Consider the following 12410-nt stretch of genomic DNA (forward strand, 5'->3'; position numbering starts at 1 on the left):
GAACTGCGCGACAAGCGCACACCACGTCCGCAAGGTCGCGATCAAGTGCAGGTCATTGTCCTGCGTCGCGATCTTGCGGACGTGGTGCGTTCCCCTTCGCGCAGTTCCCCGCGCCCCTGTCTTCGTGCCCGCATTTCCTTCCTCCAGGGACGCCACACATGACCGAAGAAACCCCTCTCGCCACCCGCTTCGAGTCGCACCGCCCCCGGCTGCGCGCCGTCGCCTACCGGATGCTGGGCTCGTTGGGCGAGGCCGACGACGTGGTGCAGGAGGCGTGGCTGCGGCTGGACCGGCACGCCGAGGAGGTGGAGAACCTCGGCGGGTGGCTGACCACGGCCGTGTCGCGGCTGTGCCTGAACGAGCTGCGCAGCAGGTCGCGGCGGCGGGAGGAGGAACTGGATACCTCCGTCCCGGATCCGGTGCTGACCGCGCCGGAGGGCGACGATCCGGAGGCGGCGGCGCTGCTGGGCGACGAGGTCGGGTTGGCGTGGCAGGTGGTGCTGGGGTCGCTGGGCCCGGCGGAGCGCCTCGCGTTCGTGCTGCACGACCTGTTCGCGGTGCCGTTCGAGGAGATCGCGCCGTTGCTGGAGAAGTCCCCGGCGGCGGTGCGGCAGGCGGCGAGCCGGGCGCGCAGGCGGGTGCGGGAGGCGGCGCCGGCGCCGGACCGCGATCCGGTGGCGCAGCGGGAGGCCGTGGCGGCGTTCCTGGCGGCGTCCCGGGAGGGTGATTTCGAGGGCCTGGTGCGGGTGTTGGCGCCGGACGCGGTGCTGCGGGTGGACGGCGGCGCGGTGGCGGGCCTGTCCCGGGTGCTGCGCGGCGGCGCGGCGATCGCCGGTTCCGCGGTCGGGTACCGGGCGCTGGCGCCGTTCGCGCGGCTGGTGCTGGTGAACGGCGCCTACGGCATGCTGACGGTCCGCGAGGGCCGCCCGCTGTCGGTGATGGCGTTCACCGTGGTGGACGGCCGGGTGGCGCGGATCGACGTGCTGCAGGACCCGGTGCGGCTGGCGGCGCTGGCGCTGCCGGCCTGAGCGTCAGCGCAGCAGCCCCGGGAAGGGGTTGAGCAGCAGGGTGGTGAAGCGGCGGATCCAGTCGGGGGTGACGGGTTCGCCGCTCACCAGCAGGCGGTGTTCGACGGTGCCGGCGATGGTGTCGAAGATGATGTCGATCTCCTCGTCGGCGGTGGCCGGGTCCCGGTCGGGGTCCATCTCGCCGCGCGCCTGGGCGTTGGCCCGGCCGAGTTGGACGAGGACCTTCTGCGGTTGGACGATCCGTTCCCGGATGCGGCGGCGGAGTTGGACGTCGCGGGTGCCCTCGGCGAACAGGGCGAGCAGGGCGGCCTGGGTCTCGGGGCGGGTGAGGAGTTCGGCGAAGCGGGCGACCACGGCCTCGATGTCGGCCTGGAGGCTGCCGCGGTCGGCGCACTCCAGTTGGTCGAAGAGGCTGGCGATGGCGTCGACGACGAGTTCGCTCTTGGACGGCCAGCGGCGGTAGAGGGTGGTCTTGGCGACGCCGGCGCGCTGGGCGACGTCGCCCATGGTCAGTCCGCCCCAGCCGAGTTCGGCGAGCGCCTCGCGGGTGGCGTCCAGGATGGCCTGGTCGGCGGCGGCGCTGCGGGGACGGCCCTTGCCGCGGGCGGGCGGCGGGGGGACGGGGGCGGGTGGGTCCGGGTGCTCGGCGGGCTGCCGGGTGGTGGGGGCCACCGCGCCTCCTCAGCGAATTTACTCAGAAGTAACTTGGTGGCCCCACGGTAGCGACCTGCGGTGCTGCCCGGCACCCGCCCCGGGGCGGAAAGTGGGGCAGCTCACGCTCCGGGAGGGCGGTTGGGGCTTGCGGGGGGAGCACGGGGGGCAGATACGCTACGACCAGTAGCGAAAGAGCGACAACCACGCGCCCTGCCCTCTGGGATCGGGCGGGCGCGGGGCGCGGATGGGGATCCGCGCCCGAGCGGTCGGGTCCCGCCTGGGGAGGCGGGCCGTCCGGGTTTCGGCATTTCCGGGCGGATGGCGTCCGGTACCGGCTCCGGCGGGGGAGGATAGAGCCATGCAGTCACGGAATTCGCGTCTCAACAGCTCGGCCCTGCGCGGTGCGGTGGACCTCGCCGCGGTGAAGGCGGCCGGAGAGGCCGCCCAGAAGGCGGAGCAGACCCGGGCCGAGCGGGCCCGGCAGGCGGCGGCGGGCGACGGCCCGGCGCTCGCGGACTACCCCCTGGTGCTGGACGTCACCGAGGACACCTTCGAGTCGGAGGTGGTCCAGCGTTCGGCCGAGGTCCCCGTGGTGGTGGACTTCTGGGCCGAGTGGTGCGGCCCGTGCAAGCAGCTGAGCCCCATCCTGGAGCGCCTCGCCGAGGAGTACGCGGGCCGGATCGTGCTCGCCAAGATCGACGTGGACGCCAACCCGCTGATCGCCCAGCAGTTCGGCATCCAGGGCATCCCGGCCGTGATGGCCGTGGTCGCGGGCCAGCTGGTGCCGCTGTTCCAGGGCGCCGAGAACGAGTCGAACGTCCGCAAGGTGCTCGACCAGCTGATCGCGGTCGCCGAGCAGCGCTTCGGCATCGTCGGCGGCGCCGCGGGCGGGGCCGACGCCGAGGCGGCGCCGCGGGTGCCGGCCGATCCGGCGCTGGAGGCCGCGCACGAGGCGCTGGACCGGGGCGACCTGGGCGGCGCGGTGCAGGCGTACCAGAACGTGCTGAGCGACCGGCCGGGCCACGTCGAGGCGAAGCTCGGCCTGGCCCAGGCGCAGCTGCTGCAGCGGGTGGAGAAGCTCGACCCGCAGCAGGTCCGCGCGGACGCGGCGGCCGACCCGAAGGACGTCCAGGCCCAGCTGCGGGCGGCCGATCTGGACCTGGTCGGCGGCCACGTCGAGGACGCGTTCGGCCGGCTGGTGGCCACCGTCGCGAAGACCTTCGGCGACGACCGGGACACCGCGCGGGTGCGCCTGCTGGAGCTGTTCGAGGTGATCGGCCCCGAGGACCCGCGCACGGTGGCGGCCCGGCAGGCACTGGCCCGGGTGCTGTTCTGACGGCGGCACTCGGTGTCACGTTCGGTGACCTGCGGTGTCGTCGGTGATTTGACGACTTTCGCGGGTAAACGCGGCAGGTTTACCAAATCTTGATAACACCCCTTCTCCGTCACGCCGAGTGATGGAGGAGGGGTGTTTTGCCTGTGTTTGCCAGGGTCACGACTCCGGCGGCCTGTGTCTTGCGTCACGCTGCGCGGTCGAGCCTTCGATCTCCTGAGCGAACGCGTTCACTGTTGGATTACCCGTCAGTAACGCACCCCTTGTGCTTCGCCCGGTATTCGAGCACGATCGGCGACGCCCGGTCCCTCCACCACGAGGGTCCCCACCGGGTGAGGGCAGGGGGGTAAACCGCAGATCCCACGCGGCGGTTCCTGGCCTCGGCGCTCGCGCAGCCCGCGCGTTCGCACGGTTGTCGCTCGGGGGTGATCGCCGGCGCCGTCCCCACGGCAGCAGGCGCTCTCCGCTACCGAGGACGTAGCTCTCTCCCATTTCGGGCCGAACCGCGTGCGGGACGCACCGGAACGGCCGGAGATGTACGTCCTAGAAGGAGGACTCGCATGTCCACGTCTTACGGCAAGACCCGCTGGAAGCGCTTCGCCCTGGTGATGGTGCCCAGCGTCGCGGCCACCGCCGCGATCGGCGTCTCGCTGGCCAACTCCGCGCTGGCGGCCTCGTTCTCGGTCTCCGGCCAGCAGTTCAAGGTCACCGTCGACCAGCTGCACGGCGAGAACTTCTCGCAGTTCGGCGGCGTCGACGTGGAGGCCAACAAGACCCCGCACCCGGTCGCCATCTCGGCGTTCGACCACGCCACGCTGCAGAACCTGTGCCAGTCGGTCGTCACCGACCTCGGCCCGCTCGGCAAGTGGACCCTGGTCCTCAAGGCCGGCGACAAGACCCCGGTCGACGCCCAGCAGCTGCTGATCGACATGAACCAGCTGAACGCCGACGCCGAGTTCCACAGCATCAACATCGGCCAGGACGCCAGCACCCTGAAGGGTTCGGCGATCGACAAGCTGAAGGCCGACGGCGGCTCGCTGCCCTCGGGCGCGCAGGGCTTCGCGCAGTCCGCCAAGTCCGCGGACCTGTCCAACGTCCAGCAGACCGCGTGGGCCACCTCGGCGGGCACCTTCACCCTCCCCGGCCTGAAGCTGAACATCACCCAGGGCGCGAACGAGTGCTACTAGTTCGCTAGTTGACGGCCCGTCAGGCGGGCCGGAAGCGCGGACCACCGGTCCGAGGGGGCGGCAGCGCGCCGCTCCCTCGGGCCTCACCCCGGCGTACCCGGGGCCATCCGTATTTCCCCTCGGACCCACCATCGAGGAGTCGCACCATGTCCAGCGCAACCGTCGAGGCCTGGCCCGAGGGCCCGGCCGGTCTGGCCAGCCGAGGGCGCCGGGGGTTCCGCACCTGGCGGCGGACCCGGCCGTTCTGGGGTGGCCTGCTGGCCATGATCGCCGGCCTCCCGATCCTGTACTTCCCGTACGCCCACCTCAGCCTGGGCGGCCTGACGGTGGCGATGTCGACCACCGCCGGCGCCGGCTCGCTGATGATCGGCATCCTGCTGATCGTGCTCGGCATTACCGCCTGGTTCCAGCCGGTGGTGCGGGTCTTCTGCGGTGTGGCGACCACCATCCTGGCGCTGATCTCCGTCCCGGTCTCCAACCTGGGCGGCTTCGGCTTCGGCCTGGTCCCCGGCCTGATCGCGGGCGGCCTGCTGGTCTCCTGGGCGCCGCTCCAGCCGCTGCCGGCCGCCGAGGCTGCCGAGATGGCCGCCCCCGAGGCCGCCGCGCCGCTGCCCGCGCAGCCCGCCGCCCCGCAGCCCCTGGAGTACGGCGCCGCACCGACCGCGAGTCCGGAGGGGGAGCAGCGGTGACCGAGTCCGAGAAGCCCGGTCCGCGGCACGCGGTGCCACGCGAGGGAGTCCGCTCCCGACTGCGCGGGCGGGCGCTGGCGATCGCCGCCGTGCCGACCGCGCTGCTGATGGGCGCCGCCTACGCGCCGACCATGGCGGCGGCGGCCGACCCGCAGTCCGGCAGCTGCGCGAGCAGCCCGGACACCGTGCTCAAGGAGACGCCCGTCCCGAAGAGCGAGATCAAGGTGCAGCCGGACTCCTCGACCGCCCAGGCGGCGGCCGTGCAGTCCGGGCAGGCGCCGGCCGGCAGCGCCGCGGCGGTGCCGACGGTGTTCACCGGCTCGGCGGGCGTGCAGTCCGCCGCCTACGTGACGCCGAACGAGGCTCCGGCGGCCGGGGGAGTCCAGCAGGCCGGGATCATCGACGACTGGTGGGACCAGCTGACCCACCCGGGCTCCGCCACCGCCACCCCCGCCCCGACGGCCACGCCGAAGGCCGGGACGTCCGCGCCGGCCACCCCGAGCCCCAGCGCCGAGCCGCAGGTCACCCCGAGCCCCTCGGCGGACGGCCCGAAGGACCCGGCCACCGACGCGCCCGCCACGCCGGACGCCCCGGCCACCGGCGGGACGAAGGCTCCGAGCACGCCGTCCACCAAGGCCCCGAAGCCGTCCTCCTCGGCGTCCGCCGACGACGACCCGAACTGCCTGGTGAGCACCAAGGGCCTGGCGGCGAAGGCCGCGCCCAAGGGCCACGTGGTGCCGGACCAGAACTGGGTGCTGCACTCGACCCGGCTGGCGCTGCACGGCTCGGTGTTCAACGGCGTCTACGACGTCACCACCGAGAGCGGCACCAAGCGGGTGCTGAAGTTCACCACCGACAGCGTCGACATCGAGAACCTCGACATGTCGACCATCCAGATCCCCGGCCTGACCTTCCACGTGAAGAGCCGCGAGGGATCGACCTCCACGATGCGCAACGGCCCGATCACCATGTACGTGGAGAGCCTGTCCGGGCACCTGGCGGCGATCTACGGCCTGCCGATCCCGATCGACCTGGGCGAGATCACGCTGACCCCGGACACCCTGCCGAAGTGGCTGTGGGACCTGCTGGGCGCGGTGCCGATCCCGCTGGACCTCACCCTGACCGGCGCCAAGGCGGTGCAGGCCGGCCAGTTCGGCGGCGACCTGAAGATCCCCGGCATGCGCCTGTTCAACGACAAGGCGCCGTACGACGGTTGAGCCGTCGGCCCGACCGTCGCGCGGACGCCCGCAGGGGCGGGACCCGGTCTCCCGGGTCCCGCCCCTGCGGGTTTCGGCGCGGGCTCAGCGGCCGCCGCGGGTGCCCAGGTGGTGGACCTGGACCATGTTGGTGGTGCCGGGGATGCCGACCGGCACGCCGGCGGTGACGATCACGGTGTCGCCCTCGGCGAGGCGGCCCATCTTCAGCAGCTCGCGGTCGACCTGCTCGACCATCGCGTCGGTGGTGGCCACCTGCTCGGTGACGTACGCCTCGACGCCCCAGCTCAGCGAGAGCTGGTTGCGGGTGGCGACGTCCGGGGTGAACGCGATCACCGGGATCGGCGAGCGGTAGCGGGACAGCCGGCGGGCGGTGTCACCGGACTTGGTGAACGCGATCAGCGCCTTGCCGTCGAGGAAGTCGCCCAGCTCGGTCGCGGCCCGGGCGACCGAACCGCCCTGGGTGCGCGGCTTGCGGCCCGGGTTGAGCGGCTGCAGGCCCTGCGAGAGCAGCTCCTCCTCGGCCTTCTCGGCGATCTTGCTCATGGTCTTGACGGTCTCGACCGGGTACTTGCCGACGCTGGACTCGGCGGACAGCATCACCGCGTCCGCGCCGTCCAGGATCGCGTTGGCGACGTCGGAGACCTCGGCGCGGGTCGGGCGCGAGGCGTGGATCATCGACTCCATCATCTGGGTCGCGACGATCACCGGCTTGGCGTTCCGGCGGGCCAGGGTGACCAGGCGCTTCTGCACCAGCGGCACCTTCTCCAGCGGGTACTCGACCGCCAGGTCGCCGCGCGCCACCATGATCGCGTCGAAGGCGAGGACGATCTCCTCCATCGCCTCGACGGCCTGCGGCTTCTCGATCTTGGCGATGACCGGCACACGAATGCCGACCTCGTCCATGACCTTGTGGACGTCCTCGATGTCCGCGGCGTTGCGGACGAAGGACAGCGCGACCATGTCGACGCCCAGGCGGAGGGCGAAGCGCAGGTCCTCCTTGTCCTTCTCGGACAGCGCGGGCACGTTGACCGCCGCGCCGGGCAGGTTGATGCCCTTGTTGTTGGAGAGCACGCCGCCCTCGACCACCACGGTGCGCACCCGCGGGCCGTCGACGCTGACGACCTCCAGGGCGATGACGCCGTCGTTGATCAGGATCGGGTCGCCGGGCTTCACGTCGCCGGGCAGGCCCTTGTAGGTGGTGCCGCAGATGTGCTGGTCACCGGGGACGTCCTCAGTGGTGATGGTGAACGTGTCGCCGTTGTCAACGGTCACCGGGCCGTTGGCGAAAGTCGCCAGACGGATCTTGGGGCCCTGCAGGTCGGCCAGCACGCCGATGGTGCGGCCGGTGTCCTCCGACACCTGGCGGACGCGGCGGTACCGGTCCTCGTGCTCGGCGTGGGAGCCGTGGCTCATGTTCAGGCGGGCGACGTTCATGCCCGCTTCGACGATGGCCTTCAGCTGTTCGTAGGAGTCCGTGGCGGGACCCAGGGTGCAGACAATTTTCGCTCGGCGCATATCCGTCAGTCTATCCGTTCGTGTTATCGGTGCATTCGGCTCGTATCGTCAGATATCGCCAACGAACATTCCGAGGGGTGGGATACTGACGGGTTGTCATCCCGCGCTGGCGCTACACCTCGTGGACCAGCGCGAACGTCTGCTGGGCGATCTCCAGTTCCTCGTCGGTGGGCACCACGGCGACGGTCACCCGGCCGTAGGACGGCGAGATCACCCGGGCCTGGCGCGAACGCATCGCGTTCAGCTCCGGATCGACCGAAATACCCAGTTCCTCAAGATTGGCACAGACCGCCGCCCGGACCTCCGCGGAGTTCTCCCCGACACCCGCGGTGAACGCCACCGCGTCCACCCGCCCCAGCACCGCGTAGTAGCCGCCCAGGTACCGGCGGATCCGGTGCACGTACGAGTCGAAGGCCAGCTTGGCGTCCTCGTCGCCGCCCTGGGCGCGGCGCACCACCTCGCGCATGTCGTTGTCGCCGCACAGGCCGAGCAGGCCGCTGCGGCGGTTCAGCAGGTCGTCGATCTGATCGACGCTCAGGCCGCCCACCCGGTGCAGGTGGAACACCAGGCCCGGGTCCACGTCACCGGAACGGGTGCCCATCACCAGGCCCTCCAGCGGGGTCAGGCCCATCGAGGTCTCCACGCACACCCCGCCGGCCACCGCCGACGCCGAGGCGCCGTTGCCCAGGTGCAGCACGATCACGTTCAGCTCGGCCGGGTCGCGGCCCAGCAGCCGCGCGGTCGCCCGGGAGACGTACTGGTGCGAGGTGCCGTGGAAGCCGTAGCGGCGCACCCGGTGCTCGTCGGCGGTGCCCCGGTCGATCGCGTACCGGGCCGCGTGCTCCGGCAGGGTGGAGTGGAAGGCGGTGTCGAACACCGCGACCTGCGGCAGGTCCGGGCGGATCGAGCGGGCCACCTCGATGCCGGTGATGTTCGCCGGGTTGTGCAGCGGCGCCACCGGGATCAGCCGGCGGATCTCGGCCACCACCGCGTCGTTGATCAGCGTCGGCCGGGTGAAGCGCAGCCCGCCGTGCACCACCCGGTGGCCGATCGCCGCCAGCTCGGGCGAGTCCAGGCCCATCAGGTCGGCGGCCAGCTCGTCGGCGACCGCCCGCAGTGCCTGGTCGTGGTCGGCGAAGCGCCGCGCCGACTCGCGCGGCTCCCCGGTCAGCGGCAGGTGCAGCAGCCGGCCGCTGAGCTCGCCGATCCGCTCCACCAGGCCGGACGCCAGCCGGGAGCCGTCCAGCATGTCGATCAGCTGGTACTTCACCGAGGACGACCCGGCGTTCAGCACCAGGACACGGGTACCGGTGGTCACAGCGCGGCCCCCTCGGCCTCGGCGGGTCGGGTCTGGGACTGGATCGCGGTGATCGCCACGGTGCTGACGATGTCCTCCACCAGGGCGCCCCGGGACAGGTCGTTGACCGGCTTGTTCAGGCCCTGCAGCACCGGCCCGACCGCGATCGCGCCGGCCGAGCGCTGCACCGCCTTGTAGGTGTTGTTGCCGGTGTTCAGGTCCGGGAAGACCAGCACGGTGGCCCGGCCCGCCACCGGCGAGCCCGGCAGCTTGGTCGCCGCGACCCGCGCGTCCACCGCCGCGTCGTACTGGATCGGCCCCTCCACCAGCAGGTCCGGGCGCAGCTCGCGGACCAGCTCGGTGGCCTTGCGGACCTTGTCCACGTCCGCGCCGGAACCCGAGGTGCCGGTCGAGTAGGACAGCATCGCCACCCGCGGCTCCACCCCGAACTGGGCGGCCGTCGCGGCGGACTGGATCGCGATGTCGGCCAGCTGCTGGGCGTCCGGGTCCGGGTTGACCGCGCAGTCGCCGTACACCAGCACCTTGTCGGCCAGGCACATGAAGAACACCGAGGAGACGATGGACGCGCCCGGCGAGGTCTTGATCACCTCGAACGCCGGGCGGATGGTCGCCGCCGTCGAGTGCACCGCGCCGGACACCATGCCGTCCGCGATGCCCTCCTGCACCATCAGGGTGCCGAAGTACGAGACGTCGGTGACCACGTCCAGCGCCCGCTCCACCGTCATGCCCTTGTGCGCCCGGGCCTTCGCGTACAGCTCGGCGAACCGCTGGCGCAGCGGGCTGGCCGCTGGGTCGACGATCCGCAGCCGGGTGCCGGAGTCGCCGGCCGGCGGGAACTCGATGCCGAGGGCGGCGGCCCGGCGGTGCACCGCCTCCGGCTCGCCCAGCAGCGTCAGGTCGCAGATGTTGCGGCGCAGCAGCACCTCGGCGGCGCGCAGCACCCGGTCCTCGGCGCCCTCCGGCAGGACGATGTGCCGGCGCTCGGCGCGGGCCCGCTCCAGCAGCGCGTGCTCGAACATCATCGGGGTGACCCGCTCGGTCCTGGTCAGTTCGATCCGGCTGGTCAACTCGGCGGTGTCGACGTGCAGTTCGAACAGGCCGAGGGCGATCTCCGCCTTGCGCGAGTTGTCCGGGCCGATCCGGCCCTCCAGGTGGGTGAGGTGCGCGGCGGTCAGCCAGGAGCCCTCCGTCACCTCCGCCACCGGCGTGCCGGGGGCGAGCCGGGAGGCCAGCGCCATCACGTCCGGGCCGGGGTGCTGGCCGAGCGTCAGCAGCACGCCGGCGATCGGCGGGGAGCCCGCCGCGTGCGCCGCCAGCGAGCCGATCAGCAGGTCCGCCCGGTCGCCCGGGGTCACCACCAGCGCGCCCTCGGTCAGCGCGTTCAGGAAGGTCGGCAGCATCGCGCCGCCGAACACGAAGCCCCGCACGTCGCGGGCGAGGCCGGCGGCGTCGCCCAGGAGCACCTCGGCGCCGGTCGCCTCGACCAGCTGCGTCACGGTCGGGGCGGCCAGCGCCGGCTCCTCCGGGATCACGTACACCGGCACCGGGAGCTTCTCGGCCAGCGCCTGCCGCACCTGCTGCTCGTCGCCCGGCGCGACCCGGTTGGCGACCATCGCCAGGATCGAGCAGCCCAGGTCGCGGTAGGCGCGGTGGGCGTTGCGGACCTCCGCGACCACCGCCTGCCGGTCCTCGTTCCGGCCGCCGACCACCGGCAGCACGGCCGCCCCGAACTCGTTCGCCAGCCGCGCGTTGAAGGCCAGCTCGTCCGGGATGTTGGTGTCCGAGAAGTCGGTGCCCAGCACCAGGACCGCCTGGCAGCGCCGCTCCAGCTGGTGGAAGCGGTCGACCAGGACGGAGACCAGCTCGTCCTGGCCGCGCGCGGCCTGCAGGGCCGCCGCCTCGTCGTACGTCAGGCCGTACAGCTCGGCGGACGGCAGGTCCAGGCGGTACCGGGTGCGCAGCAGCTCCACCACGTGGTCGCCGCCGCCCTGGGCGTGCACCAGCGGCCGGAACACGCCGACCCGGTCCACCTGGCGGGTGAGCAGTTCCATGACCCCGAGCTCCACGGCCGGCCGGCCGTCACCCCGGTCGATCCCGGTCACGTACACGCTGCTCGCCACGGTGGAACTCTCCGTCCGTCTGTCTCGGGCCAGTCATCTCGACCATACCTTCGTACGACATTCGGATCGGGCCGTGGTACTGCCGTTCGGGCTGCTCAGGAGTGCCGGAGGTCCTGAAACGCTCCGTCAGCCGTTCGGGTGGAGCGGGCGGAGCCAGAGCGTGGCCAGCGGCGGAAGCACCAGTTCGGCCGAGCGCGGCTGGCCGTTCCACTGGGTGCCCTCCGCCTTCACCGGGCGCGAGTTGGCGACCCCGCTGCCGCCGTACCGCTCGGCGTCGGTGTTCAGCGCCTCCTCCCACAGCTGGTCGCGGCCCTCCAACCGGGGCAGGCCGACCCGGAAGCCGTGCCGGACCACCGGCGAGAAGTTGCAGACCGCCACCAGCGGCGAGCCGTCGGCCGCGAACCGGACGAAGGAGAACACGTTGTCGTCGGCCGCGCCGCCGTCCAGCCAGCGGAACCCGGCCGGGACGGTGTCCTGCTCGTACAGCGCCGGGGAGTCGCGGTAGACCCGGTTGAGGTCGCCGACCAGGCGCTGCACGCCGCGGTGGTCCCGGTGCGCCTCCCACCCCTCGTCGAGCACCCACCACTGCGGGCCGCGCTCGTGCTCCCACTCCGCTCCCTGCGCGAACTCCTGCCCCATGAACAGCAGTTGCTTGCCCGGGTGGGCCCACATGAAGCCCAGGTAGGCACGGTGGTTGGCGCGCTGCTGCCACCAGTCGCCCGGCATCTTCGACACCAGTGCCTGCTTGCCGTGCACCACCTCGTCGTGCGAGATCGGCAGGATGTAGTTCTCCGAGTAGGCGTACACCATCGAGAAGGTCATCTCGTGGTGGTGGTACCTGCGGTGCACCGGCTCCTTGGACATGTAGACCAGCGAGTCGTGCATCCAGCCCATGTTCCACTTCAGGCCGAAGCCGAGTCCGCCGGCGTCGGTGGGCCGGGTGACGCCGTCCCAGGCGGTGGACTCCTCGGCGACGGTCAGCACGCCCGGGCAGCGCCGGTAGACGGTCGCGTTCATCTCCTGCAGGAAGGACGCCGCGTCCAGGTTCTCCCGCCCGCCGTACTGATTGGGCGTCCAGTTGCCGCCCTCGCGCGAGTAGTCGAGGTAGAGCATCGAGGCGACGGCGTCGACCCGCAGGCCGTCGACGTGGAACTCCTCGCACCAGTAGACGGCGTTGGCGACCAGGAAGTTGCGGACCTCGGTGCGGCCGTAGTCGAACTCCAGCGTGCCCCAGTCCGGGTGTTCGGCGCGCTGCGGGTCGGCCGGCTCGTACAGCGGCTCGCCGTCGAACCGGGCCAGCGCGAAGTCGTCCTTCGGGAAGTGCGCGGGCACCCAGTCGACCAGCACGC

10 protein-coding genes are annotated in these 12410 nt (G+C 72.2%); 5 read left to right on the top strand and 5 right to left on the bottom strand.

Translation table 11 applies throughout. The features are described from left to right. The first annotated feature begins 158 nt into the window (after positions 1-158). Entirely contained in the window at positions 159-1028 is an 870-nt protein-coding gene (locus tag ACWEMJ_RS31870; RefSeq protein ID WP_452140614.1) for a sigma-70 family RNA polymerase sigma factor, read from the top strand. Positions 1029-1031: 3 nt separating this feature from the next. Here ACWEMJ_RS31870 and ACWEMJ_RS31875 read toward each other — a convergent pair whose 3' ends face one another. Continuing rightward, on the bottom strand, positions 1032-1700 hold the full coding sequence (locus tag ACWEMJ_RS31875; protein ID WP_452140615.1) for a TetR/AcrR family transcriptional regulator: 669 nt from the start codon (positions 1698-1700) through the stop codon (positions 1032-1034). A 340-nt stretch (positions 1701-2040) separates the two neighbouring features. Here ACWEMJ_RS31875 and ACWEMJ_RS31880 point away from each other — a divergent pair, with 340 nt between their 5' ends. The 4 genes from ACWEMJ_RS31880 (at position 2041) to ACWEMJ_RS31895 (ending at position 6108) form a co-directional block, all read left to right on the top strand. Further along, positions 2041-3018 carry a tetratricopeptide repeat protein gene (locus ACWEMJ_RS31880; RefSeq protein WP_452140616.1) on the top strand — a complete coding sequence of 326 codons (978 nt, stop codon included), beginning with the start codon at positions 2041-2043 and terminating at the stop codon, positions 3016-3018. A gap of 557 nt (positions 3019-3575) precedes the next feature. Further along, positions 3576-4202 carry a DUF6230 family protein gene (locus ACWEMJ_RS31885; RefSeq protein ID WP_452140617.1) on the top strand — a complete coding sequence of 209 codons (627 nt, stop codon included), beginning with the start codon at positions 3576-3578 and terminating at the stop codon, positions 4200-4202. Between the two features lie 146 nt (positions 4203-4348). Then, positions 4349-4891, top strand: coding sequence for a DUF6114 domain-containing protein (locus tag ACWEMJ_RS31890; RefSeq protein WP_452140618.1), 543 nt, complete (start codon positions 4349-4351; stop codon positions 4889-4891). After that, a complete protein-coding gene (locus ACWEMJ_RS31895) occupies positions 4888-6108 on the top strand; it encodes a hypothetical protein (protein WP_452140619.1) in 1221 nt (406 codons plus the stop codon). The genes ACWEMJ_RS31890 and ACWEMJ_RS31895 overlap by 4 nt, the downstream gene beginning before the upstream one ends. Before the next feature lie 84 nt (positions 6109-6192). Here the strand turns inward: ACWEMJ_RS31895 and pyk are convergent, their stop codons facing one another. From pyk to glgB, 4 genes are all read right to left on the bottom strand, one after another. Continuing rightward, on the bottom strand, positions 6193-7623 hold the full coding sequence (pyk, locus tag ACWEMJ_RS31900; protein WP_452140620.1) for a pyruvate kinase: 1431 nt from the start codon (positions 7621-7623) through the stop codon (positions 6193-6195). A 112-nt stretch (positions 7624-7735) separates the two neighbouring features. Next, entirely contained in the window at positions 7736-8941 is a 1206-nt protein-coding gene (locus ACWEMJ_RS31905; protein WP_452140621.1) for an acetate kinase, read from the bottom strand. Continuing rightward, positions 8938-11061: a phosphate acetyltransferase gene (gene pta, locus ACWEMJ_RS31910; protein ID WP_452140622.1), complete on the bottom strand. Its 2124-nt coding sequence runs from the start codon at positions 11059-11061 to the stop codon at positions 8938-8940. The genes ACWEMJ_RS31905 and pta overlap by 4 nt, the downstream gene beginning before the upstream one ends. 126 nt (positions 11062-11187) lie before the next feature. Beyond that, on the bottom strand, positions 11188-12410 hold a 1223-nt coding region (gene glgB, locus ACWEMJ_RS31915), incomplete at its 5' end, for a 1,4-alpha-glucan branching enzyme (protein WP_452140623.1).

Source organism: Kitasatospora sp. NPDC004531, from assembly GCF_053602195.1.